This is a genomic window from Bacillus fungorum (genome assembly GCF_002746455.1).
GTDB lineage: Bacteria > Bacillota > Bacilli > Bacillales > Bacillaceae_G > Bacillus_A > Bacillus_A fungorum.
In genome coordinates this window covers 54,458-79,687 of sequence record NZ_NWUW01000016.1, presented here as the reverse complement: position 1 = coordinate 79,687, position 25,230 = coordinate 54,458, and the positions used below count along the sequence as shown (strand labels likewise).

At 35.0% G+C, this 25,230-nt stretch carries 22 protein-coding genes; 11 read left to right on the top strand and 11 right to left on the bottom strand.

The window, feature by feature from the left end; translation table 11 throughout:
- Positions 1–171 precede the first annotated feature (171 nt).
- Both CO726_RS20510 and CO726_RS20505 read left to right on the top strand, forming a co-directional pair.
- The gene (locus CO726_RS20510) at positions 172–1,599 is read left to right on the top strand and encodes an amino acid permease (protein ID WP_099685510.1); all 1,428 of its coding nucleotides are present in this window, start codon (positions 172–174) and stop codon (positions 1,597–1,599) included.
- Positions 1,574–1,954 (top strand): OsmC family protein, encoded by a 381-nt coding sequence (locus CO726_RS20505; RefSeq protein ID WP_099685509.1) that lies wholly within the window; start codon positions 1,574–1,576, stop codon positions 1,952–1,954. Before CO726_RS20510 ends, CO726_RS20505 begins: the two co-directional genes overlap by 26 nt.
- Before the next feature lie 249 nt (positions 1,955–2,203).
- Here the strand turns inward: CO726_RS20505 and CO726_RS20500 are convergent, their stop codons facing one another.
- The 5 genes from CO726_RS20500 to CO726_RS20480 all read right to left on the bottom strand — a co-directional run bounded on the left by CO726_RS20500 (position 2,204) and on the right by CO726_RS20480 (position 8,957).
- On the bottom strand, positions 2,204–3,493 hold the full coding sequence (locus tag CO726_RS20500; protein WP_099685508.1) for an MFS transporter: 1,290 nt from the start codon (positions 3,491–3,493) through the stop codon (positions 2,204–2,206).
- 29 nt (positions 3,494–3,522) lie between these two features.
- The gene (locus CO726_RS20495) at positions 3,523–4,833 is read right to left on the bottom strand and encodes a CapA family protein (protein ID WP_099685507.1); all 1,311 of its coding nucleotides are present in this window, start codon (positions 4,831–4,833) and stop codon (positions 3,523–3,525) included.
- 320 nt (positions 4,834–5,153) lie between these two features.
- Positions 5,154–5,915, bottom strand: a complete 762-nt coding sequence (locus tag CO726_RS20490; protein ID WP_169513058.1) for a class I SAM-dependent methyltransferase — start codon at positions 5,913–5,915, stop codon at positions 5,154–5,156.
- A gap of 958 nt (positions 5,916–6,873) precedes the next feature.
- A complete protein-coding gene (locus tag CO726_RS20485; RefSeq protein ID WP_099685505.1) occupies positions 6,874–8,268 on the bottom strand; it encodes a sensor histidine kinase in 1,395 nt (464 codons plus the stop codon).
- 11 nt (positions 8,269–8,279) lie between these two features.
- On the bottom strand, positions 8,280–8,957 hold the full coding sequence (locus CO726_RS20480; protein ID WP_099685504.1) for a response regulator transcription factor: 678 nt from the start codon (positions 8,955–8,957) through the stop codon (positions 8,280–8,282).
- Between the two features lie 174 nt (positions 8,958–9,131).
- Between CO726_RS20480 and CO726_RS20475 the strand changes: the two genes are divergently transcribed.
- From CO726_RS20475 to CO726_RS20460, 4 genes are all read left to right on the top strand, one after another.
- A complete protein-coding gene (locus CO726_RS20475; RefSeq protein WP_099685503.1) occupies positions 9,132–10,343 on the top strand; it encodes a cell wall-binding repeat-containing protein in 1,212 nt (403 codons plus the stop codon).
- Positions 10,344–10,648: 305 nt separating this feature from the next.
- Positions 10,649–12,100: a SulP family inorganic anion transporter gene (locus CO726_RS20470; RefSeq protein WP_099685502.1), complete on the top strand. Its 1,452-nt coding sequence runs from the start codon at positions 10,649–10,651 to the stop codon at positions 12,098–12,100.
- 65 nt (positions 12,101–12,165) lie between these two features.
- The gene (locus CO726_RS20465; protein ID WP_098761548.1) at positions 12,166–12,588 is read left to right on the top strand and encodes a universal stress protein; all 423 of its coding nucleotides are present in this window, start codon (positions 12,166–12,168) and stop codon (positions 12,586–12,588) included.
- Between the two features lie 359 nt (positions 12,589–12,947).
- Positions 12,948–13,073: a DUF4027 family protein gene (locus CO726_RS20460; protein ID WP_000738299.1), complete on the top strand. Its 126-nt coding sequence runs from the start codon at positions 12,948–12,950 to the stop codon at positions 13,071–13,073.
- Between the two features lie 104 nt (positions 13,074–13,177).
- On the opposite strand, the gene opp4A is transcribed toward CO726_RS20460, so the two are convergent.
- The 6 genes from opp4A to glpT form a co-directional block, all read right to left on the bottom strand.
- Positions 13,178–14,959 (bottom strand): oligopeptide ABC transporter substrate-binding protein, encoded by a 1,782-nt coding sequence (opp4A, locus tag CO726_RS20455; RefSeq protein ID WP_099685501.1) that lies wholly within the window; start codon positions 14,957–14,959, stop codon positions 13,178–13,180.
- 14 nt (positions 14,960–14,973) lie between these two features.
- A complete protein-coding gene (locus tag CO726_RS20450) occupies positions 14,974–15,879 on the bottom strand; it encodes an ABC transporter permease (RefSeq protein ID WP_000880731.1) in 906 nt (301 codons plus the stop codon).
- Between the two features lie 18 nt (positions 15,880–15,897).
- Entirely contained in the window at positions 15,898–16,866 is a 969-nt protein-coding gene (gene opp4B, locus CO726_RS20445; RefSeq protein ID WP_099685500.1) for an oligopeptide ABC transporter permease, read from the bottom strand.
- Between the two features lie 14 nt (positions 16,867–16,880).
- On the bottom strand, positions 16,881–17,807 hold the full coding sequence (locus CO726_RS20440; RefSeq protein WP_099685499.1) for an ABC transporter ATP-binding protein: 927 nt from the start codon (positions 17,805–17,807) through the stop codon (positions 16,881–16,883).
- Positions 17,794–18,813: an ABC transporter ATP-binding protein gene (locus CO726_RS20435; RefSeq protein WP_098761544.1), complete on the bottom strand. Its 1,020-nt coding sequence runs from the start codon at positions 18,811–18,813 to the stop codon at positions 17,794–17,796. Before CO726_RS20435 ends, CO726_RS20440 begins: the two co-directional genes overlap by 14 nt.
- A gap of 283 nt (positions 18,814–19,096) precedes the next feature.
- The gene (gene glpT, locus CO726_RS20430) at positions 19,097–20,446 is read right to left on the bottom strand and encodes a glycerol-3-phosphate transporter (RefSeq protein WP_099685498.1); all 1,350 of its coding nucleotides are present in this window, start codon (positions 20,444–20,446) and stop codon (positions 19,097–19,099) included.
- Positions 20,447–20,716: 270 nt separating this feature from the next.
- On the opposite strand from glpT, the gene CO726_RS20425 reads away from it, so the two are divergent.
- The 5 genes from CO726_RS20425 to rbsD all read left to right on the top strand — a co-directional run bounded on the left by CO726_RS20425 (position 20,717) and on the right by rbsD (position 25,219).
- Entirely contained in the window at positions 20,717–21,175 is a 459-nt protein-coding gene (locus CO726_RS20425) for a MarR family winged helix-turn-helix transcriptional regulator (RefSeq protein WP_001132362.1), read from the top strand.
- A gap of 19 nt (positions 21,176–21,194) precedes the next feature.
- Entirely contained in the window at positions 21,195–22,808 is a 1,614-nt protein-coding gene (locus tag CO726_RS20420; protein WP_099685497.1) for an MDR family MFS transporter, read from the top strand.
- Between the two features lie 137 nt (positions 22,809–22,945).
- A complete protein-coding gene (gene rbsR, locus CO726_RS20415; protein ID WP_098761541.1) occupies positions 22,946–23,917 on the top strand; it encodes a ribose operon transcriptional repressor RbsR in 972 nt (323 codons plus the stop codon).
- 13 nt (positions 23,918–23,930) lie between these two features.
- Positions 23,931–24,827, top strand: a complete 897-nt coding sequence (gene rbsK / locus CO726_RS20410; protein ID WP_098761540.1) for a ribokinase — start codon at positions 23,931–23,933, stop codon at positions 24,825–24,827.
- Positions 24,824–25,219: a D-ribose pyranase gene (rbsD, locus tag CO726_RS20405; RefSeq protein ID WP_099685496.1), complete on the top strand. Its 396-nt coding sequence runs from the start codon at positions 24,824–24,826 to the stop codon at positions 25,217–25,219. The genes rbsK and rbsD overlap by 4 nt, the downstream gene beginning before the upstream one ends.
- The last annotated feature ends 11 nt before the right edge of the window (positions 25,220–25,230 follow it).

Sequence of the window (25,230 nt, the reverse complement as noted above, 5' to 3'; positions counted from 1 at the left end):
TATCCTTATTTTCCTCTAATTAGAATCTAAATCTCGCGATAATTCGATTTTTTATATTATTTTATCAGAAAAGTTTTAATTTTATATAGAAATTGTAATCGCTTTCGTGTATATTTTTATTATCAGAAAATTTTAACAAGATATAGGGGTATTGGTAGGGGGAGGATTTAGATGCAGCAACCAACGAATGAGAAATTACATCGTACGATGAAGAGTAGACATTTATTTATGATCGCACTAGGTGGTGTAATCGGGACTGGTTTTTTCTTAGGTTCAGGTTACACCATTAATCAGGCTGGGCCAGGGGGAGCCATCCTTTCATATTTAGTGGGCGGATTTATTATGTATTTAACAATGCTTTGTCTTGGAGAGTTAACGGTAGCAATGCCAGTTTCAGGATCTTTCCAAAAGTATGCAACGAAGTTTATTGGACCAGGAACGGGCTTTATGATCGGCTGGCTATATTGGCTGGGTTGGGCAGTAACGGTAGGTTTAGAATTAACGTCAATTGGTTTAATGATGAAAAGATGGTTTCCGAATGTTGATGTTTGGGTATGGTGCCTTGTATTCGGCGTTATTTTATATGCTTCAAACGCGATTTCGGCGAAAAGTTATGCTGAATTAGAATTTTGGTTCTCTAGTATTAAAGTAGTTACCATTCTTGCATTTGTTGTTCTTGGTGGTAGTGCATTATTAGGGTTTATATCATATGACGGAAAAGAAGCAGCACCTCTTTTCTCTAACTTTGTAAGTGAAGGTGGACTTTTCCCGAATGGACTAGCAGCTGTATTACTTACAATGATTACAGTTAACTTCTCGTTCCAAGGAACAGAGTTAATCGGGATTGCAGCGGGAGAAAGTGAAAATCCAGAAAAAACAATTCCACGTGCAATCCGTAATACAGTATGGCGCATTATGTTATTCTTCATTTTAACAATGACAATTTTAGTAGGATTAATTTCTTGGAAAGAAGCAGGGGTAATTGAAAGTCCATTTGTAGTCGTATTTGATAAAATCGGTATTCCGTATGCAGCAGATATTATGAACTTCGTTATTATTACAGCGTTACTATCTGTAGCGAATTCAGGATTATATGCGGCAACTCGTATACTATGGTCACTTGCAAATGAAGGAATGGCACCAAAATCTTTCCAGAAAGTAAATAAGCGTGGTATTCCAATTACAGCACTAGTTGTAACGATTGCTGTAGCTGGTCTTTCTTTATTCACAAGCTTCCTTGCAGAAGATACAGTATACATGTACTTATTATCGATAGCTGGTTTATCAGCTGTATCAAGTTGGATCATTATTGCTTTATCGCAACTGCGCTTTAGAAGTCAGTATATAAAAGGCGGAGGAAAGTTAGAGGACTTAAAATATAGAACACCGTTATATCCAATTGTTCCTATTTTAGCTTTAATTACAAACAGTATCGTTGTTATTAGTTTAGCGTTTATTCCAGAACAAAGAATGGCGTTATATTGTGGTATTCCATTTATCATTTTCTGCTACATATATTATTATATGAGTAAGAGACGGAAGAAACCGATGAAAGTGGAGATGGAGACAACAAATGAAACTAACAATCAAACACGATGATATAGAGGCAAATTTATCGTATGGTCAATTAGCGATTGGAAAAGAAAACGGATATTCACCGTTACAATTACTCGTTTCCTCTATCGCGGGATGTAGTGCAATTGTCTTTCGAACGATTTTAGAAAAGAAACGTATTCTATACGATACGTTTACAATTGAAACTGAAATTGGTAGAAGTGAAGCTTTATCAAAACCAGTTGAAAGTGTTCATTTACATTATAAAATTAAAGCGGAAAACATTACAGAAGAGCAGCTAGACAAGGCGTTGCAACTTGCAGTGAAAAATTGCACAATTGTTCAATCTGTAAAAGATAGTATAAAGGTTACGGAAACAATTGAACTACTTGAAAGGTAGGGAAGATTAATAGTGAAAGTTTTATTATGTGTAAAGTTAATTTTAAAATTGGAGTTATTAATGAACTATGGACAGCAATGTACATGTGAAAATTAAATTAACCAATAAAGTTCAAAGTAGTAACTATCAGAATATTTCTGAAGAAGAAATGCTTTATTTTTAAACGTGAAATAACCAGCTTTTTGAATTTTAAAGAGCTGGTTATTTCACGTTTGGATTTCATATGAGTTGAAAATTTTTTGACTGTTATCAAGCATTAAACTCTTGTTCAGATTTAATGTTTGAATCTAACGGTAATGGAGTAGAAGATATTTTGTAAAGCTCTTTGAATTTCTTCGAAAAACAAATCATTATTGCAAATATAATTATAGTTAAACCAGCTATAGTAGTAAAAAATATGGGGTTGAAATATCTTGCAGCTATACCACCTAATAATAATCCTAGTATAATACCCAAAGTAGAAAGTGTTTGTAATATAGAAATACCTCTACCTCTAAATGGAATAGGCGTTATACTTAAAAATAAAGTATTAATGGGTATATTTAAAAGCGAATTCACAATTCCGATTATTAAACTCCATATATATATTGGGGCTAAATTAGATCGATGTATCAAATTTAAAGGAGTAACACACCCCATTAATATGCCAAATGCTATTATTGTACATATCAATAATAAACTAGGATTCAATTTTTTTAATAGGAAAGGTCCTATAATAGCGCCTATAATAGCGCCTAAACCTTCAATGCTTTCCAAATTACCGTAGTCAAGTGCTGATACTTGGAAAATTTGCAATAAAATAGATGTGTAAGTTGTATCAAAAATCCCAGCTATAAACATGAAAGGGAATAATATTATTAGTAAGAAAAATAATGTTGGTATGCGGTATACGGTTTTAATTCCTGATGATAAGGCAAACCAAAGAGATTCGTTGGTTGTTTTTATTTTTTGATTTAATTCGGTAGTCTGTTTTGTTGTTATTAAAGAATTGGATATTAGAATAAAGATAATAGACAATATATAGGATATTATGTCTATTATAAAAATGAATAGTACAGAAGTTGTTGTTAATAATAATCCTGCTATTATAGGACCAATAATATATACCGTAGAGTAAGTACTTTGAGAAATTGAAATTGCATCAGTCACATGTTCTTCTCCTGCTACATTTGGAATAAAGGATGTTCTGGCTGGGTAAAAAAATGTCGTCCCAATTCCTTTTAGAAATACTAAAAAAATGAGTATTATTGGTGAATTTAAATTAAAAATTATGATAGTAGTAACAATTATTCTGAATATATCCATGTAAATCATAATTAAATGTTTAGGGAAACGATCGGCAATTAATCCGGCAAAGAGTCCAAATAGGGTTGTTGAAATAAGTTCGGCAAATATTACTAGACTAATAATTAAAGGATCTGAGGAATTCGAACCAATAATAAAGATGATAGCGGTCGTTGCAATTGCGTCACCTAGTCTTGAGAATATTTGTGCTAGCCAAAAGTTTAGAAAAGCAGGCTTTTTTAATAAGAATAACATTCGTATGCTCCTTTAAAGTGAATAACTGTTTACCATATTAATTTTCCGATTCCGTTGCTTTGAATATCTATGTGTACTCCATATGGAGCTGATAAATCATTCACTTTTTTTAGAATATCAGTATTCTGTACTAATTTAGGCCATCCTCTTTTATATCTCGGTAATTCCCATTCTAAAGAAATAGGATATAGAGTCATTTCTTGTAATTTCCCATTCTTCATTTTCCATGAGGGTAAAAATGAATCCCAAAATTTTCTTTTTGCTCCAAAACTAGTGGTATTGTTTTTGTTTTTTTTATCTAAGAGATCAGCGGTGCTATGGGAGTAATCTAAATTTAGGCTCGAATAAAAATCAGATGGTAATGTTTCAATTGTTTCATTTTGAAAAATAAAATTCCCTAATCCATATAGTATTGGACGATTTTTGTAAATCTCTATTCCTCTGATTATGTGTGGTCCATGACATATAATTGCATGTGCACCTTGATCTATACATCCTTTCCCAAACTCAACCAAAAAATCTGCGGGTTTATTTTCAGATTCCCCTTTCATTTCATGTGAATGAACATTTAAAATAACATAATCAGATTGTCTAGAAGCTTCTGAAATAGATTTATATATCCTGGAAATATCTGTAGTATGACATTTTGTTATAGAACCTTCTTCTTCTTCATTATTTATTGTGATAAAGTCATATTCCCCAAATGGGAAGTAATCATCTGGAATAATATTAATAAGATTGCCGTTTTTTACAGCAATATTTATTTCTGCATTAATTTCAGTTATGTTAGCTATTTCCTTCAAAATTTTCATTTTATTATTATGTATTTTATGGACCACATCATATCTTAGTGGATTTATTCCAGGACGTCCTTTACAATCTATTCTTTGTTCACCAGCAATCCAGGACTCATGGAATGTGGAAGTTACCCCTATTAAGGCAATTCTTCCATTAATAGTTTCTAGATATTTGGGTTTGCTTGCTTCATAAAGGTTGTGTCCAGCCCCACAATATATAAATCCAGCTTCATTAACGTATTTTTCTGTGGCAGCTAATCCTTCATAGGAATAGTCTAATATGTGATTATTTGCTAAAGATATTGAATTGAAGCCATAAGAACTTAAAGTATTTAATACGTTAGGTGATGCATATGCCCAAGTACCTCCACTTTGTGCAGCTGGAAATCCTTCATCTTTTCTAATAGTTGTTTCTAAATTTGTTAGTTTTACATCGTGCTGTTGTATTAGTTCTGATAATTCTTTAAAATTAATATTTTGAGGAGCGGATCTTGTTATAAAGCTATCTCCTGTAGCAATGAAAGATATGTTGTTATTTCCCATATAAATCAGTCCTTTTCAGAGGGAAAGGCTACTGATAAATTCAGTAGCCTTTTTCCAATTGTTAATATTCTTAATCAATAATAATAATGCGACGACCGATTTCACCCATTTTCATATGTATTCACCTCCTTAAATAAGTTAGGAATTTGTTAGTCAATAATAATAATGCGACGACCGATTTCACCCATCTTCATATGTATTCACCTCCTTAAATAGACTAGGAGTTTATTAATTTATAATAACGCGACGAATTATTTTACCTAGTCCCATCTTTATTCATTTCCTTAAGTAATTTGTGGATAAGTTATTTCGCTCTAACTCTAAATTTTTTCGCAAATATAAATCATCTCAGGTGAATTAAGGTGATATGAATTTTTATCAAAATCACCAAACAGATCAATAACTTGAAAACCAGCAATTTTTAACATCTGATTTAGTTCGGTTGCACCAAATAACCGCATATTTAATTTGTAATTTTGTTCAGGACCATTTACGGTTAGTCTTTTTTCTTCAATTTGAAGAACACTGGTTTTTGAATCGAATTTTCTTTTTTCTAATATATATTTCCCTTCACCATTTTCAAACCAGGCTAATGTGTGGAATTTTCTAATAAAGTAATCTCGATTAATGAGGGTCATGATTAATTTACCTTTAGGTTTTAAACAACTATGTATAGATTTTAGAATTGCTAAATTGTCATCATAATTTTCTATATAACCAATAGAGTTTTCTAAACTTAAAACAGCGTCAAAATTTTCCTTACCAATATATTTTCTGCCATCAGCGTGAATAGTTTTGATTGTATCATTAGTTCTAGTTTTAATTATTTCTAAATACTTTTCATTAATATCTAATCCAGTAACATTAAATCCCTTATCCAAGAGTTTAAAAGCATGTCTTCCATGACCACAAAAAAAATCTAGTATATTCGTTTCCTTTGTAGAATTAAGTATGGAGCTTATAAGTTCTATTTGCTCTTCTAATCCATCATTTAGAATCTTTTTATGAGCATCAAGGTATGACTGATCAAAGTAATTAGTATCGTAATCTGTAACTGGTTTTTCTATTTGTTTACTATTCAATTCAATTACCTCCCTTATGAGTAATATTATACCAATTCAAAAAATTCTGTCAAGTTATATTTTGTATATTCTGATTATTGATTAAGTTACAATTATTTATTTTGTTATCCATTGTATTAAATATCAAGGAGCCTAAAGAGAGCATTGGATTATAGAATATGCTAACTAAGTATAAGGAGTGGTAATTATAATTAAATTTAAAACTAAAATTGATTTTATATTAAAAGTATTTAGATTTTTTATTGTGGATTGTTAATTCTAAGATTAGTACATACACATGCTACTTTTTCAAGTTAGTTTATATTATTAAGATTGATAGATGGAAGGAAATCTATAGGATGATTCATTGAAAGGGTATAATAAGAGGAATATTGATTATATGTTTATATTATCCCTATAAAGATGTATAAATTTTTTAAAAAATATAGTAGATGAATGGGCAGGGAGCAGGATTTGTGATATAGAAAATTAAACCCAAGTTAGCATTTTTATCAATTGAGGAGTTTCATAGCGAATACTAATATAAATTCACGTGTGTTTAAACTTTCTCCATATTGAAAGAATATTAAATGTGGCATGTAGAATGCAAACTTAAAGTGGTTGTTTATACAGTAAGAATTCTCTGGTGCTTTAACTAAAGAATTTGTTTTCATATGTTGTACAATTGAATGTCCACTACTTTTCTTGAAATAAGAATTCATCATAGATGCTAGATGAAATGATTCTTGATTTTATTAATTTAGTATGTTCGATTCCTTGATTTGACTTTATTTTGTGATGAGATTAAAAATTTTAATTGATTAATATCTAAATAATTAAAATATTCTTAGTTTTTTCTCAAAGCTCACCATAATTGGATTAACTGGTTTGAGTCTATATGAATAGCATAACTCCATTATTTTCATAAATTTTGAAAAAATAATGGAGTTAGTTGTGTAATGATAGTCATACTTGAAATTTAGTTTTCCTTGTATTTAAATAAAAGTTTTATAGGTATAGTGATAATAAAACAAGACCCATGATTGACTTCGCTCGTTACAGTAATATTCCCGCCGTGTAGTTCTACAATTTCTTTTACGATAGATAGCCCTAAACCAGTTCCGCCTGTAGCTCGTGATCTTGCTTTATCAACTCGATAAAAGCGGTCGAAAATGTGAGGGACGTCTTCAGGAGGAATACCTTCGCCTTCATCTTCAATTGTAATAGAGATACTTTTATGTTCTTCTGTAACAGAAATATTTATATGAGAATGTTCTTTTGAATGTCTATAAGCGTTATTTAAAATGTTTATTATAACTTGTTCAAATCGCTGTTCATCTAAATTTACTAGCAGTGTAGGAGGACAAGAGAAAGAGACTGTAATGTATCTTTCTTTATACATGGCATTTAGTTTTTCGGCTATGCGAGTCAGGAAAGTGTGTAAATGTACTTCCTTTACTTGAATAGAAAAGTTATGTTGCTCCATTTGTGCAAGTGAAAATAAATCTTGAACTAAGTTCGTAATATAATCAGACTCATCTTTTATAATAGATAAATATCGCAAACGTTGCTCAGGAGATGTGGTTTCTTTTAAAGCAATGTCAGCATAACCTCTTACGTATGTTAATGGTGTTCGTAATTCATGAGCAACACTTGCTAGAAATTCACTTCGCTCTGTTTTCATATAATGTAAATCATTAGCAAGCGTTTGAATAGACGATGCTAGTTCACCAATTTCGTCATTTCGAGTAGTCGTTAACGAAACGGATAAATCGCCTTTACTCATTTTTTCAGTGGCATGTTTCATGTGTAACAATGGTTTTGTTAACAACCGTGATAATAGAAAAATGGTGATGACAGTTAATAGAAACGTAATGACTCCGGCAATAATGAATTGTCTTGTTAGCCCGTTAACCATTTCCTCGATTGATTCTGTTCCGAGAAACATATATACGTAGCCTTCCGTTTTTCCAGCCACTACAATGGGGCTAACTGTACATATATAATTAGATGTTTTCCAATGATTCTCTATAATTGCTCCGTCATGATCTGTTCGTGTTTGCATCTTTTCAATATGCTTTTTTATCGTAGCATTTATTTCATTAGATTTAGCTAGCACATCCTTATGTGCATTTGTAATAACGACAGTGGTTTCGGCTTCGGATTCCATTAGTGCAACATGGGAGATTGTTTGCTTATCAAAATACTTTTCAAGAACATCTCGGTGACTATTTCCGCGCTTTAATAAAGCCGTCATTTCTTCATTTACTCTATTGTTGACAAGGCTATAATAAAGCAAGACAAATAGAACACTTTCGATTAAAAGTGTAACAATTAAAAAATAAAATCCGAGTTGAATAGAAATTCGCTTCATCGTTTTGCTCCTTACTTTAGAGTATCAACCCATCGATACCCGACTCCGTAAACAGTTTTTAAATGGTGATCAATAGGGAAATTTACTTTTCGTAATTTATCACGCAAATTACGAATATGTGAATCGACTGTTCTATCTTCTGTATTTGTATTTAGTCCCCAAATTCGTTCAATGAGCTGATCGCGGCTTAACACGTAGTTCACATGATGTAAAAATAATCCGAGTAAAGAGAATTCGATTGGAGTGAGAAGAAGTTCTTCATTATAGACAGAGACGAAATGCTTTGCTTCATCCCATAAAATACCGTGATATTGGATTTGTGCGTGTTGATTCGTTCGCCTTAAAACAGCTTCAATTCTTGCGAAAAGCTCCTCTTCATGGAAAGGTTTCGTCACGTAATCATCTGCTCCAAGTTTTAACCCTTGGATGACATCTACCGTTTGATCACGAGCCGTTACCATAATGATAGGAACGTTACTAAATGATCGAATTCTTTTGCACGTTTCCCACCCATCCATCTTTGGCATCATAATATCGAGTAAAACAAATTTGAAGTTTTGATTTTCTATATGTGAAATAGCTTCTTCTCCGGACGCTGTACATACGCAGTTGTATCCGATTGGAGTAAGATAAAGCGTTAATAATTCAAGCATTCTCGGCTCATCATCTACGAGTAGTATATCGACCATAGAGTACCTCCGCATTTGTAGTTATTACTTAAATTGTAAGTCAAAATCATGAAGAAATGGTGCAGATTATCATGCATCTGCATAATTTCTTCAGAATTGCTTGTTATTGTAAAGGTGAAATTCCATTTTAGGTAATCATATTGGCTCGAAAACGATTCATACGGAGGCGGTATAGTGAAAAAGATGACCCGAATCTTTGGGATAACAATAATTACAGCAGTTGGTCTTGCTGCATGTGGACAAACGAACACGGATCATAAAAATCATGAATCTAAAGAAGAGAAAAAAACAGAGCAAAAGGAAATGAAAATGAATCCGGTGGTAACTGCGCCGAAAGAAATGAACGAAGGTGCATCGAATGGTTTATTAACGACAAGTTTAAAAAATGTAACGAGATTAAACACAAACGATCCTTTGCAAATGGCAGTATTAACTTCGCAAACGATATGGCCAGCAACACATAAAGAGAATCAGCCAGGCGCTATTATTTTAGTACCAGTAAACGAATGGCAATTAGGTATTGCGAGTGCGGACCTTATTCACCATCCGAATAACGGGCCGATTTTATTTATAGAAAAAGAAAAGATACCCGAAATGACGTTAAAAGAAATAAAACGATTAAATCCGCTCGGAACGAAAGATGGCACACAAATTATGGTGATGGGGGATGTAGGTGCATCTATCCTTGAACAATTAAAAGCATATAAAGTAAAGCAAATAAAAGAAACGGATCCAGCTATATTTGCTAAAGATGTGGATAAAGAATATGCCGATATAACAGGAAGCTATCCAAATAGCGTTATTATCGGTTCGTCTGAAGAAGAAGGACGTTTATATACAACACCCGCTGTAAATTGGATTTCTCATATGCCAGAGCCACTTTTGTATACAGAAAAGGAAAAAGTGCCAAAAGCGACAATAGAGGCATTAAAAATGAGAAAAGATAAAGCAAATATATATGTATTAGGGCCAGAAAAAATTGTTTCAAAAGAAGTAGAAAAAGAGTTAAGCAAATACGGGAAAGTAACGTGTATTAGTGGAGAGACTCCAGTAGAAAATTCTATTGCATTTGCAAAGTTTAAAGATGAACAAACAAAATTTGGATGTGGGTTCACAAAACCAGACTTAGCAGTTGCTGGGGCACCTTTTTCACATATGGGTAAACACGCACCTGTTGTCTTGTTAGAGGAAGAAAAAGCTTCACAACCAGTGTATGATTTTCTTGCTACTATTCAACCGAAGTTTAAAGATGACCCAACACTTGGACCGTATAACCACGGCTTCTTATTAGGAAGTACGAGTGATATTTCATTTGAAACACAAGGTATATTGGATGAGAGGTTAGAGATTGTGCAAGAAAGTGGTCAAGGGCACGGTGGACACTAATACAGTGAAACTTTAATCAGTGGGGGGGTATTCCTCCCCCATTGATTATTAGTTGAACCAATCGGGCTTTTACGGGCAGTTGATCTCCACTTAACTTCTTTGCTTTCGCTGAATTTTGAGGTGGGGTCTTACTGCCCGTTAATGCGGGGTAAAAGGAGCAAAGGCGCTACTAAGATAGGGCCTTTTTCTTTAGGAAATTTTTACATAGCACAGATATCTCTACTCGTTATATAATAGCTTTCGTGCAGTCGGCTAGATTTTCTTATGGAGAAGATCAAATGATAAAAGAGTAGAGGAGTGGTATTTTGTTTCAAACGATAAAAAATGATTGGTTCTCCAACGTGAAAGGGGATGTGCTATCAGGAATAGTTGTTGCTTTAGCGTTAATCCCTGAAGCAATTGCTTTCTCTGTTATTGCAGGTGTGGATCCGACCGTTGGATTATACGCAGCCTTTTGTATTGCAGTTACCATTTCATTTGTTGGCGGAAGAACTGGGATGATTTCAGCTGCAACAGGTGCAATGGCATTATTAATGGTAACGCTTGTTAAAGATCATGGTTTGCAATATTTATTTGCTACAACAATATTAACGGGTATTGTCCAAATTATTTTTGGCGTGTTCAAACTGAGCTCATTTATGAAGTTTGTTCCGAAATCTGTTATGAGTGGTTTTTTAAATTCACTTGGAATTTTAGTTTTTACAGCACAATTGCCGCATTTTAAAAATGCAACTTGGCAAATGTATGCACTTGTCGCATTAGGACTTGTAATTATATATGTATTTCCACGTATTACGACGGCTGTCCCGTCTACACTTATTTCCATTATTATTGTGACATGTATTGCAATTATGAGTGGATTACAGTTGAAAACAGTAGGGGATATGGGAAGCCTGCCGAAAGAATTACCGTTCTTTAGCATTCCTGATGTGCCTTTTACACTTGAGACATTAGGGATTATTTTACCGTACGCAGTTATGCTTGCAATTATCGGTTTACTAGAGTCATTATTAACAGCTTCGGTTTTAGATGATATGACGCATACGGAAAGTAATAAGCATAAGGAAGCACGTGGACAAGGGAGTGCAAACATTGTTGCTGGTTTCTTCGGAGGAATGGCAGGTTGTGCAATGATTGGTCAATCTGTTATTAATATTAAATCAGGTGGACGAGGTCGCCTATCAACATTTGTAGCGGGCGGATTTTTAATCGTATTACTATTCGTTTTAGGAGATTATGTCGTTCATATTCCGATGGCAGCTTTAGTTGCGGTTATGATTATGGTTTCAATCGGAACGTTTGATTGGAACTCTGTAACAACAATTCATAAAGTACCAAAAGGAAACGCATTTGTTATGATCGTAACAGTTGTGATTGTCCTAATTACACATAATTTAGCATTAGGTGTAATTATCGGAACAGTAATTAGTGCGGTTTTATTTGCATTCAATATGGCAAAGATTCACGTGAAACATTTATATATTGAAAATAAGAAAATATACGAAATTCACGGTCAACTTTTCTTTGCGTCTACAGCAGATTTTATAAATGCTTTTTCATTTGAGGAAGATGTAAAAGAAATTGAGATGAACTTTACTCATGCGCATGTATGGGATGATTCAGCAGTGGCATCAATTGATAAAGTTATCATGAAGTATGAACAAATTGGTGTGAAAGTAAATATAACAGGATTAAATGAACGTAGCTTAAAACTTGTTGTAAATTTAGCTACTTATAATAAAAGAATTGCTAGTTAGAAGCCTCCTTTTTAGGGGGCTTTACTATATAATATGAGTAGGATAACGAAAAGGGGATTCAGCATATGTATAAACAAATTATATTAGCATGTGACGGTTCTGAACATGCACTTCGAGCAGCAGAGCATGCGACATATATTGCAAAATTTAACGAAGAAACAAATGTTGAAGTTGTGTATGTTGTAGACAATAGAACGGCAAAGTCAGATATTATACAAGGTCAAACAGATTTAGAAACAGTATCAGCTAGTCGAAAAGATAAATTAAAAGAGATTGAAGGTTTATTAAAGAAAGAGAACATTTCTTATACAATTACGATATTACATGGTGATCCTGGAGATACAATCGTTCAATATGTAAATACAGGGGATATAGATCTTGTTATTGCTGGGAGTAGAGGATTAAATACACTGCAAGAGATGGTGCTTGGTAGTGTAAGTCATAAAATAGCAAAACGAGTGAAATGCCCGGTGATGATTATTAAATAATTTGAGTGATATATTCTGTAGTGTAAGCAAGACCTTGATATAATGGAGGCCACTGAAAAAGTCCGCCTAACAAGCAAAAGGAGCCCATCACCTACTATATACAGGCGATGGACCCCTTTGTTTGTTTCTATATATTGATAAAATGCACGTTGTTTTTTCAAAGCAATCACTTTTTCAGTGCCTTCATATAATGCGAGGTCTTTTTTAACGTATAAAGGAGGAGGGCGTGGACATACTAGATATATAAGTTTAAAGAGAAATTGTTAACTTACAAATTTGTAAGTTTGTTGTCAGAAAAATCGATGTTATGAAAATTATTCTATTGGTAAAATAAAAATAACGAAGGGGAGATAGGGAGGATGAAAAAAATGAAAGCACTTCAAAATTTATCATATAGTCAAGGTGTCGGTCTTATTTGTTTAGGAGGATTTGCTGCATCTGTTACGTTAGCTGTTGTAATAAAGATGATTCATCAAATCTTTTAATTTTAGAGTGGGGAAGGAATTGGTTGTTATCATTAGTAGGAACAGCAATGAAAATAAAAAATAGCTCTTAGCATGTATGTAGATGCTAAGAGCTATTTTTATGATTATTTTTCTACTTCTGGCTTCTCACTTGTTACAGTAACGTCTTTCCAATGTGAAGTTATTTGATTCACTTCAGTGTTGACATCATAATTTTTTACGCGCTTATTAACACCTGTTAAATCAAATGTGTAATGAATTGGAATCATCGGTGCTTCGTCATGAATTAATTTTTGCCATTTATCGTATACTTCTTTACGATATTTTTCATCAGTAGCTTTTTCTGATAATCCTGCTTCTAATAACTTCGTATTTTCATCATTTACCCAGCGCTGGTAGTTGAATCCGGCATTTTTGCCCCATAGGCCAGAAAGGTCAGGGTCAGAGCCAGTGTTCCAAGCACCGGCAAAAATATCAACCTTCGGATCATCTTTTTTAATCATGTCACGCATAGCATTAAATTCGTGTAAGCGTCCATCAACAAGTTCTACTTTTAAGCCGATATCTTTCCAAGATTGAATGTAGAATTTAGCCAGCGGTTCACTTGTTTCACTACCACTACTAGTTAAGAAGTTAATCTTCAATTCATTACCTTTTGGATCTTCACGGAATCCATCACCATTTTTATCTTTATACCCAGCTTCATCTAATAGTTTTTTCGCTTTATTTACATCGAAATTATACGCACCAACATCATTATTATGGTACTTTGGCATAGATGGTGGAATTGGAGAGTTAGCTGGAACGCGAAGTCCGTGATATACTTTCTCTCCTAATTTTTCTCTATCAATTGCATGTGCCATCGCTTGACGTAAACGAACGTCTTTGAACTTATCGTTATCCATTACAGCTTCATTCTTTGCTTTGTCCATATGTCCGAACTTAAATCCGATATAAGTGTAAGCAAGGTCAGTTTTACCAATTAGTTGTGTGTTTTTTAATTTACTTACGTTCGGATATTGATCAGCAGTAATTGCTGCAATATCAATATCACCTTTTTTCAAAGATGCACTAACAATAGATGGATTTACAACTTTTAATGTTACATTTTTTAGCTTAGGTTTGCCGCCCCAGTAATCATCAAAACGCTCATACTCAACTGATTCACCAGGAACGATTTTCTTCACTTTAAATGGACCGAATCCAATTGGATTTTGACGGATTTTATCTGATTCAGCTAGTTTTTCAATTGGTACATCACCTAAATATTTTTTAGGTGTAGGATATGTCCAAATACCAGTTTTTAGTGAAGGGTTTACTTCTTTATAAGTAATGGAAATTGTTTTTGGATCGACTACTTTAATACCAGAAATTTTGTCAGCTTTTCCAGTGTGATATTCTTCCATACCTTCAATCATTTGCATTTGTGTATCGTAACGGATACCTGTATATTTGCTATTACCGATTATTAAGTAAGAATATTCTAAATCCTCAGCTGTTACAGGGTTACCATCGTGCCATTTTACATTATCTTTAATCTTAATTGTAATCGTTTTTTTATCTTCAGAAATTGTATAAGTTGCAGCACCGTCATTTGTAATTTCCCAGTTTTTATCTGTAGCTAATAATTGTTCATCAAAGAAATCCATAATCTCTGAATCTGGAGCAACTTCATACACTACTCTACTTAAAACACCAGCGAAGGGTGAATTTGAAACAAGTCCATAAGTTAATGATCCGTCTTTAATTTCTTTACCGTCATTTTTTACAGCAGCACTAAATTTATTTGTTTCTACTTTTTTTGTGTTTGCTTTTTTACTACCGCTATCAGCACCTCCACATGCAGATAGTAATAATGTTGAAGCAGCAAGTGTACTTAATACTTTGTACAGTTTTGGTTTGTTCATAACTTCTCCACCCCTTATCCTTTTCTTTGTCTCGCATCAGCCGCACGCTTTAACGCTTGACCAATAAAATTTATACACAGCATCAACACTAAAATCATGATTGATGCGGGTAACCAAATCCACCACTTTTCTTGCAATACATCTGGGTTAGTTGCGTAACTTACAAGTGTACCAAGACTTGGTGTGCTCTCTGGTAGACCGAAGCCTAAGTAAGTTAAACTAGATTCAATTCCGATGTTACCAGCAAGATTTAATGTAATATTTACGATGATAATAGAACTTAAATTAGGTAATATTTGCTGGAAGATTATTTTCCAATTTGGTGTTCCTAATGTTTTTGATGCAGATACGTAATCAAGTTCTTTCTCAGTTAATACTTTAGAACGTATAAGCCTTGCTTTTCCGACCCATAAGAAAGCGGTCATTATGAGAATAAATGTCGTAATATTGAAAGTTGGAACGAGTGAGATAAACACGATAACAATCATTAAGAATGGTAAAATCATCATAAAGTCGATAAAACGCATAATGATGTTATCGACAACTCCTCCAAAATAGCCAGCAATTAGTCCCATCGTAAGACCGATAAGGGTTGATAAAAGAGTGATAGCTAAACCAACTGTAAAGGAGTTACGTGTACCAATAATTAATTGTCCGAAAATATCGCGACCCCCATAATCAGTTCCTAACCAATGTTCAGCAGAAGGAGGATCATAAATGGCGAATAGATCGACTCGGACGATATCTTCTTGCTTCATAATAAATGAAGTTGCGTAAACGGCTATTAATATTAAAGCTAAAAAGAATAGAGAAAACATTGCTAGTTTATCTTTACGAAATTCTCGCCACATAATGGAGAAACCAGAAGGGCTCTTTTCGTAATGAATGACTTCAGTTTGTTTTTCAGGATTTGCTAACATAACGTTTCTTCACCTCCATTAATCAATACGAATACGTGGATCAACGATGCTTAGAATAATATCGGAAAGAAGAGTCCCGAGTAGCGTTGCGAATCCAGTAAATAATACAAGAGCAGTTACGACACTGAAATCACGTTGAGTGATAGATTGGAAAAATAGTTGTCCAATTCCTGGGTAGCCGAAAATATTTTCTAGAATAATAGAGCCCCCAACTAAACCTGTAATTTCATATCCTAAAAATGCTGCGATTGGTAAAAATGAATTTCGTAAAATATGTCTGGAATATACTTTAGATTCTGGTACACCTTTTGCTTTTACCGTGCGTACAAAATCTTTATGTTTCGTATCGATAATTTCACTTCGTAAATATTGGACAGTTCCTACAGTTCCAATTAATGCCCCAGATAAAGCTGGTAAAATCATATGATTTAATTTACTTAAATAGTAATCAAATGATCCGGTTGCAACTTGTGGGTCAACGCTACCACTCGTAGGGAAAATTGGATATAAAAAGCCGAATAAGAATAACATTACTAATCCGAAAATAAACAGTGGTGTACCGAATCCTAAAAAGTTATAGAGCGTAATGAGTCGATCAGCCCACGTATCATTCCAACGTCCACTTATAACTCCAAGTGGAATAGCAATTAAGTAAGTAAGAATAAGAATAAGAAGAGCTAACAGTATTGTATTGCCAAGACGTTCCCCAATAATATCTGTTACTTTTATTTTATGTGCGTAAGAAATACCGAAATCCCCTTGCACGGCATTTGAAATCCACCGTACATATTGAGTGGGAATCGGATCGTTTAAACCTAGTTTTTCACGTTGTTCTTCAATCACTTTTGGATCAGCTTTTGGGTTTGCTAGTTCAGCGCCACTTAATGCATCGCCTGGCATTGCTTTAGCCAGTGTAAAGACGAGTACGCTTAATATGAATAATTGGGGTATCATAACTAAAACCCGGCGTAATATAAATTTCCACATGTTTTATCACTCCCTTATGGTAATGCCACCCGGTGAGTTGGCGAGATTGGTTTTAAATCGTAAGCACGTCCATTTTCATTGAAATAATTTTCGTATGATTTCTCGTACTCAGCGCTTACCTCACGACGCAAATTACGTTGTTGCTCGCGGTTTTCTGGACGAATATCAGGAATTGCTGATATTAGGCGCTTCGTATAAATATGTTGCGGATTACTATAAATTTCTGCACTAGTTGCTTCTTCCACAATGCGTCCGCGATACATAACACCGATACGATCACACATATGGCGAATTACACCTAAATCATGACTGATAAATAAGTACGTTAGTCCGAGTTCAGATTGTAAATCTTGTAAGAAGTTTAATACTTGTGCCTGTACAGACACGTCAAGCGCAGATACTGGCTCATCAGCAATAATAAGTTTCGGTTTTAAAGTAAGAGCGCGTGCAATACCAATCCGCTGTCTTTGCCCACCGGAAAATTCATGTGGATATTTATAAATTGACTCTGGATTTAGACCAACTTTATCAAGATATTCTTGAACGGCTCTACGTTCTTCATCAGGTGAGAGCTTCTCGAAATTTCGAAGAGGCTCAGCGATAATATCGAGAACACGTTTCTTCGGATTTAATGATGAATATGGGTCCTGGAAAATCATTTGAATATCTTTTCGTTGTTCACGTAGCTCAGAGCGACTTAACTTTGTTAAATCTCTATTATTAAAATGAATGCTACCGCCTGTTGCTTTCGTTAAGTGCATAATTGCTTTTCCAGTTGTTGATTTGCCACTCCCAGATTCCCCAACGATTCCGTACGTTTCGCCAGGTTGTAGTTCAAAGCTTACGCCATCAACAGCACGAACGTAATCTAATGTGCGGCCGAAGAAACCACCTTTAATTGGGAAATGTACTTTTAAATCTTCTACTTTAAGCAGTGCCATGAGTTACGTCATCTCCTTTCTTATCTTGGAAGTTGAAATGCTTGTAGCAAGTACAACGCACCCAGTGGTCTGGTTTTACTTCATGTAAAATTGGATTTTCCTCGTGTTGATCAGGTCTAATCCATGGAATTCGAGCTTGGAAGCGGCAACCTGTGCGAGGAAGCTTCGCTAACGTAGGAACCACCCCCTGAATTACATGTAATTTTTCTTTTTCAGCATACGCAGATGGAATGGAGTTTAATAGAGAACGAGTATATGGGTGAAGAGGGTTGTTAAAAATCTCTTCAACTTTTCCTGTTTCTACAACTTGTCCAGCGTACATAACGACGATACGATCGGCTGTTTCTGCGACAACACTTAAATCATGAGTAATTAAAATGATGCCCATTTTTGTTTGTTCTTGAATAGATTTTAGTAAGTCTAAAATTTGTGCTTGAATTGTTACGTCAAGTGCAGTTGTTGGCTCATCCGCAATAATGAGTGCTGGGTTACAAGCAATTGCAATTGCGATAACAATTCTTTGTCTCATTCCGCCAGATAATTCGTGTGGGTATTGTTTATATGTAAGTTCTGGTTTTGGAATACCAACTTGATGAAGTAGTTCTAAGGTGCGTTCTTTCTTTTCAACTTTTGAAAGGCTTGTGTGGTAGTCTAAGTTTTCTTCGATTTGTTTTCCAACTGTCATAAGAGGATCAAGTGCTGTAAGAGGTTCTTGGAAAATCATGCCGATGTTTGATCCGCGTACTTTATTCATCTCTGCGGCTGACATAGTTAGTAAATCCTTATCTCTATAGTTAAGCTGCCCTTGTAATTTTGTATTTGCTTCATTATGCAGTCGCATAATAGAAAGGGCAAGTGCACTTTTTCCGCAACCTGATTCACCAACTATCGCGACAATTTCATTTTCATGGACAGTTAACGAAACATTATCAACTGCTGCATGATATTGATCTTGTATGCGAAAGGAAGTTTGTAAGTTTTCAATGCGAAGAAGTGGATTCTTCATGGCTATCCCTCCATCTTTCTGAAAAGACTAAATATTTTGTATGTTGTTGTTATTTTAATATAAATTGACAATGTTTGACAAGCATAAGTTAAGAAAATATTCAAAAATCTTTTTATATAAAGATTGGATGCATTTATATAAGTAGTTGGAGTGTTTTGGAAACGCTAACATGCATAATGGGGACAAATAAATCTTTTGTAAGAAAAAAGATTTATTTGTAGAAAAAAGAGAGGCATTCTCGAAAGAACAGTCTCTCTTTTTTTGATAAGAATAATATTAGTGCTTAAGCTTGCTTTTGTTTTACTGACCCTGTATTTAAAGTAAGGGCAAGGAAGAACATTGCAAGTACACAAGATGCAAGTAATAAGATGAATCCGCCATCCCATCCAAATGCATCGACGATAAAGCCCATAGCGGCACTAGCGAAAGATGCTCCCCCTAAGTAACCGAAGAAGCCAGTTAAGCCAGCTGCAGTTCCAGCAGCTTTCTTTGGTGCTAAGTCAAGGGCGTGTAGACCAATTAACATAACGGGTCCGTAAATTAAAAATCCAATTGCGACAAGTGCGATACTATCAACCATTGGATTACCAGGAGGGTTTAGCCAATAAACAAGGACTGCGATAAATACACCAACCATAAATAAAATGCCAGCAGGTGCGCGGCGTCCTTTAAATAGTTTATCACTCATCCATCCGCAAAGAAGTGTACCTGGAATACCAGCCCATTCATATAGAGCGTAAGCAGTACGTGAGCTACTATGAGTAAAGTTTTTTTCTTCTACTAAGTAAGTAGGAGCCCAGTCTACAACACCGTAACGAACGAAATAAACAAAAACGTTCGCAATAGCGATATACCATAAAAATTTATTGTTTAGTACGTATTTAAATAAAATTTCCTTTACCGAAAGTTCGCGTTCGCGATCTTGTACTTTTTCATCTGGTGGATATTCTCCAGTATGTTCTTCAATAGAAGGTAATCCGCAAGATTGAGGTGTATCTCTCATTGTAATTAATACATAAACACCAACTAAAATTGAAAGAATACCTGGGAAGTAAAAAATACTCTTCCAGTCATTTGCAAAGAAATATAACCCTAATGTCACAAGAGAAGGCATAAGTGCGCCACCGACATTATGAGCGACATTCCAAATAGACATTTTTGTACCACGTTCACTAATAGAGAACCAATGAACCATCGTACGGCCACAAGGAGGCCATCCCATACCTTGTACCCATCCATTTAAAAACTGAAGTACAAACATAAGTATAATGCTCGTTGTAATGAAAGAAAATGAGCCGAAAATAATATTAATGATACCTGATAAAAATAGCCCAGCTGCTAAAAAGTAGCGAGGATTACAACGATCGGATACGATACCCATAAGAAATTTACTTAATCCGTAAGCGATAGAAACTGCTGAAAGGATAACTCCAAGTTCCCCCTTACTAAATCCTTGTTCGATTAAGTATGGCATTGCTAGTGAAAAGTTTTTTCGAACAAAGTAGTAACCTGCATAGCCGATGAAGATACCCAAGAATACTTGTAAACGTAATTTACGGTATTCGCTATCAACGCGATCAGCTGGTAAGCGTTCTGCGTGGGGCGCAGGTTTAAAGAATTGTGTGAAAAACATAAAATGAAAATCCTCCCCTAATTAATTCGAAGTGTTGTAAGACAGAGAATATAAAAAGGCCATGAAATATAAAAAAGTTTCCTTTTTTATGATTCATAGCCGTGTATTCCAATTCTCCGTGACTGTCAATATTAACTTCGACGAAAATTATACAACTTTGTGACAAAAATGTAAACGTTTTTATAAATAAAAAGTGTTGACGGATTTTATTCGTGGTATTAATATTTAAATAGGTTAAATATTTTATTGTTTAAATAAGAGGTGGATAACATGCCAAATGATATGACGCATATCGATAAAATTCAAGCTCTTGCCTTTTCGATTGGAAAGAAAATGCAGACGGAGTTATTAGAACAAATGCAAGCAACAGGACTTACACCACCGCAGTTTTATATTTTAAAGATTTTAGATCATTATGGAGCGTCAAGAGCAACAAAATTAGCAAAAAAGATGTATGTAAAGCCTAGTGCAATTACAGTGATGATCGATCGCCTAATTGATCAGGAGCTTGTAGAACGTTATCACGACAAAGATGACCGTCGTGTTGTTGTCATTGAGTTAACAAAAAAGGGGAAAGCTAGAGTAGAAGAGGCAATGGCCGCTCGTAACGAGCATATTGCAAAATACTTTTCACATTTAGAGTTGCAAGAAAGAGAAGATTTGTTACGCCTCTTTGAGAAGCTAGAAACAATTATTTGCGGGACACAAGAGAAAAAAGAGAATAACTAAGAGGAATTGAGGAGATTACATGGAGCAACAAGAAAATATAAATAGAAAGTTGCTGTTAATCGGTTTAGTAATTGCGATGTTATTTGCAGCATTAGATGGAACAATCGTTGGTACAGCAATGCCGCGTATCGTCGGTGAACTAGGCGGACTAAGCTTAATGACATGGTTAACGACAGCTTATATGTTAACATCAACGACAGTTGTACCAATTGCGGGTAAATTAGCGGATTTACTTGGTCGTCGTAACGTATATATAACAGGGCTAGTCATCTTTATGGGTGGCTCAGCTTTATGTGGTATGGCAAATGGTATGACAGAATTAATTATTTTCCGTGGTATTCAAGGGCTTGGTGGCGGTATTATGATGCCAATGGCTATGATTATTATCGGAGATATGTTCACGGGAAAAGAACGTGCGAAATGGCAAGGGATTTTTGGGGCGTTATACGGTCTTGCTTCTGTAATTGGACCACAAGTTGGTGGTTGGATTGTAGACGCAGTGAACTGGAGATGGGTGTTCTACATTAACTTACCAGTTGGTATTTTAGCGACAATCTTTATCGCAATGGGATTAAAGTCACATAAACAAACAGGACCAATTAAAATTGATATCGCTGGAATCTTCACGATGATTCTCGGTGTTGTAAGTTTATTACTTGCGTTAACATTTGGCGGAAAAGATTACCCATGGGATTCTTGGCAAATTATCGGGTTATTTGCATTAGCTCTAATTGGTATCGTTAGCTTTGTTATCGTTGAAACGAAAGCAGAAGAACCAATTTTACCGATGCATTTCTTTAAAAATCGTACATTTACATTACTGAATGCGATTGGATTCTTTATGAGTATCGGAATGTTTGGTGCTATTATGTTCGTACCATTCTTTATGCAAGGAATTGTAGGAGTAAGTGCTGCTGAATCAGGAACAATCATGACACCGATGATGATTACAATGATCGTGATGAGTATTATCGGCGGGCAGCTTGTATTAAAAGTTGGTGTAAAACCACAAATTATTACAGGAATGCTTATTATGGCTGGCGGATTCTGGTTATTAACAACGATGGATATGCACACAACGAAGCTGACTGCTACTTCTTATATGATGGTTATCGGTTTAGGAATGGGGCTTGTCATGCCAACATTAACATTGGCGTTACAAGAAAGCTTCCCGAAAAAAGATCTTGGTGTCGTAACATCATCAAGCCAGTTCTTTCGTCAAATCGGTGGAACATTTGGTATTACAATTTTAGGATCAATTATGAATAACACTTCAGGTACAACATTAACAAAGAATTTAGTACCCGTATTAGATACGTTCCCGAAAGAAGCGGGACAAATGGTAACGAAATTTAAAGATATGATTCATACAGACCCACAAGGTTTATATTCAATGTTATTTAGTCCAGAGGCATTAAAAAAAATGCCAGAAGCATTTGCTAATAGCATTGTACCAATTTTGAAAAACTCTTTAGTAGACTCGCTTCATACTGTATTTCTAACAGGATTAGTATTCATTGTAGTGGGTGCCATCTTTACAATCTTCTTACAGAAGATTAAACTATCAGATCGTAAAAAAGGCGCTGAAGAGCCTGCTGCACAGGAAAAAGAACAAACTGTATCATATTCGTAATGAAAAAGCATCGCCTTATGGCGGTGCTTTTTTGAGTATAACCTTAAAAGCTTTTTTGTGAGAAATGATTGACGTATTTCTAGAAATACGTTATATTATTTTCTGTAAACGGTTACATGAAATGGAGAGGGAAGAGAATGAGTACGATTAAAGACGTTGCAAAATTAGCGGGAGTATCTGTTGCGACCGTTTCCAGAGTGTTAAATAAAAATGGATATGTTCATGAAGATACATTGAAGAAAGTAGAACGAGCAATTGAGATGCTAGATTATAAACCTAGTACAGTAGCGCGTTCGCTATATAATAAAAAGTCCCGTTTAATTGGTTTAGTTGTTCCAAATATCGTGAATCCATTCTTTCCAGAAGTTGCACGTGCCGTAGAGGATGTAGCGCATAAGCAAGGATACACAGTTGTACTTTGTAACTCTGATGAGAGTTTAGAGAAAGAAAAGCAATATATTGATGTACTTAGGCAAAATAATGTGGATGGATTTATTGTAGCGACGAATCTACAAAATAGTGTTAATTACATGAATTTATCTGTTCCAGTTGTTGCGATTGACCGCATGTTTAATGAGCGTATTCCTACTGTATATGCTGATAACTATGCAGGGATCCAGGACGCAACAAGGCTGTTAATAGATAAAGGATGTAAACATATTGCGCATATTCGTGGACCGCGTGATGTGAGTACAGCGAATGAACGTTTTGAAGGTTTTGTAGATGTTATTACGCAAAATAATCTTTCATATATGATTGCAGAGAGTACGTTCGATCCAGCTAATAGTGAGCGTGTAGCGATGGAATTATTAGAAGAATACCCGCATATTGATGGAATTGTCGCTGGAAATGATTTAATTGCAATTGGTATCGTAAAAGCTGCAATGCAAAAGGGGATTTCTATTCCAGATGATTTACAAATTATCGGATTTGATGGGATTTCTCTAACGGAAATGATGTATCCATCTATTACAACGGTTGCCCAACCAATTTATGAGATGGGGAAAATCGCGACAGAGTTACTGTTAAAGCAGATGGAAGGTAGTCCGTTAGAAGAAAAACACTATCGTCTACCGATTGAAATTATAGAACGAAATACAACGAAGTAAGGAGATGAAACAGATGCCAAATATTGCAGTAGTAGGAAGCATTTCAATGGACTTAGTGGCTGTTTCACAAAAACGGCCGAAAGCAGGAGAAACAGTAATTGGTGAAGCTTTTCATACAATTCCAGGTGGAAAAGGGGCGAACCAAGCAGTTGCTGCAGCTAGATTAGGAGCAAATGTAGCGATGGTTGGGGCTGTAGGAAACGATAATTATGGAACGGTAGTTAGGAAAAATTTAGAGAACGAACACGTTTTTATCGACTATGTGGTACCGGTTACAGATGCGGCGACAGGAATTGCTCATATCGTTTTAGCAGAAGAGGATAACAGTATTGTTGTGGTGCAAGGGGCGAATGCTCTTGTAAATCAGTCAGTTGTAGATCGCTCAAAAGATCTTCTTATAAAAGCAGATATGGTTGTTCTTCAACTAGAGATTCCACTTGAAACAGTAAAATATGTATTGGCTATTTGTGCGGAATACAAAATCCCGATTATGTTAAATCCAGCGCCAGCACAAGTGCTATCAGAAGATATTTTAGAAAAGGCAACTTATATTACTCCAAATGAACATGAGTGCCGCATCGTATTAGATGATTTCACATCACCAATTGAAGATTTACTGGCTAAATATCCAAATAAACTATTGATGACAGAAGGTTCTAACGGTGTACGTTTCCATAACGGTACGGAGATTGTACATGTTCCTAGTATTGCTGTTGATGTAGTAGATACGACTGGAGCTGGTGATACATTTAATGGTGCATTAGCAGTTGCGCTTTCTGAAGGAGAAACACTTCAAAAAGCAATTCGCTTTGCGAATATTGCTGGTGGTCTTTCCGTAACGAAGCTTGGGGCACAGGGCGGTATGCCAACGAGAGATAAAGTACGTGAAGTGCAGGTGATTGTCGGATGAAAAAGCACGGCGTATTAAACAGTGAGATTGCATCAGTCCTTGCTTCACTCGGGCATACAGATACAATTGTAATCGCTGATTGCGGTTTACCAATTCCTGACGGAGTAAAAAGAATTGATTTAGCTGTTGAAATTGGAAAACCTAGCTTTTTAGATGTATTGCAAGTGGTAGCTGATGATATGGAAATTGAAAAAGTGACGTTAGCAGAAGAAGTCATTAACAATAATGAGGAAGTAAATAAAGAGATCGAGCTGAAATTAATAGAGCCAGCATTTGAATATGTATCGCATGAACAATTTAAAGAGCATACAAAGAAAGCGAAGGCGGTTATTCGTACAGGCGAGGCTACGCCTTATGCCAATGTAATTTTACATGCAGGCGTGATTTTTTAATAAAGGGAAGT

Bases quoted from the DNA above. Each gene is read 5' to 3' on its own strand.
- opp4B (WP_099685500.1), bottom strand. From the start codon at position 16,866: ATGTGGAAATTTATATTACGCCGGGTTTTAGTTATGATACCCCAATTA.
- CO726_RS20505 (WP_099685509.1), top strand. From the start codon at position 1,574: ATGAAACTAACAATCAAACACGATGATATAGAGGCAAATTTATCGTAT.
- CO726_RS20440 (WP_099685499.1), bottom strand. From the start codon at position 17,807: ATGGCACTGCTTAAAGTAGAAGATTTAAAAGTACATTTCCCAATTAAA.
- CO726_RS20495 (WP_099685507.1), bottom strand. From the start codon at position 4,833: ATGGGAAATAACAACATATCTTTCATTGCTACAGGAGATAGCTTTATA.
- CO726_RS20420 (WP_099685497.1), top strand. From the start codon at position 21,195: ATGGAGCAACAAGAAAATATAAATAGAAAGTTGCTGTTAATCGGTTTA.
- CO726_RS20425 (WP_001132362.1), top strand. From the start codon at position 20,717: ATGCCAAATGATATGACGCATATCGATAAAATTCAAGCTCTTGCCTTT.
- glpT (WP_099685498.1), bottom strand. From the start codon at position 20,446: ATGTTTTTCACACAATTCTTTAAACCTGCGCCCCACGCAGAACGCTTA.
- CO726_RS20510 (WP_099685510.1), top strand. From the start codon at position 172: ATGCAGCAACCAACGAATGAGAAATTACATCGTACGATGAAGAGTAGA.
- CO726_RS20450 (WP_000880731.1), bottom strand. From the start codon at position 15,879: ATGTTAGCAAATCCTGAAAAACAAACTGAAGTCATTCATTACGAAAAG.
- CO726_RS20480 (WP_099685504.1), bottom strand. From the start codon at position 8,957: ATGGTCGATATACTACTCGTAGATGATGAGCCGAGAATGCTTGAATTA.
- CO726_RS20460 (WP_000738299.1), top strand. From the start codon at position 12,948: ATGAAAAAAATGAAAGCACTTCAAAATTTATCATATAGTCAAGGTGTC.
- rbsR (WP_098761541.1), top strand. From the start codon at position 22,946: ATGAGTACGATTAAAGACGTTGCAAAATTAGCGGGAGTATCTGTTGCG.
- opp4A (WP_099685501.1), bottom strand. From the start codon at position 14,959: ATGAACAAACCAAAACTGTACAAAGTATTAAGTACACTTGCTGCTTCA.
- CO726_RS20465 (WP_098761548.1), top strand. From the start codon at position 12,166: ATGTATAAACAAATTATATTAGCATGTGACGGTTCTGAACATGCACTT.
- rbsK (WP_098761540.1), top strand. From the start codon at position 23,931: ATGCCAAATATTGCAGTAGTAGGAAGCATTTCAATGGACTTAGTGGCT.
- CO726_RS20485 (WP_099685505.1), bottom strand. From the start codon at position 8,268: ATGAAGCGAATTTCTATTCAACTCGGATTTTATTTTTTAATTGTTACA.
- CO726_RS20435 (WP_098761544.1), bottom strand. From the start codon at position 18,813: ATGAAGAATCCACTTCTTCGCATTGAAAACTTACAAACTTCCTTTCGC.
- CO726_RS20500 (WP_099685508.1), bottom strand. From the start codon at position 3,493: ATGTTATTCTTATTAAAAAAGCCTGCTTTTCTAAACTTTTGGCTAGCA.
- rbsD (WP_099685496.1), top strand. From the start codon at position 24,824: ATGAAAAAGCACGGCGTATTAAACAGTGAGATTGCATCAGTCCTTGCT.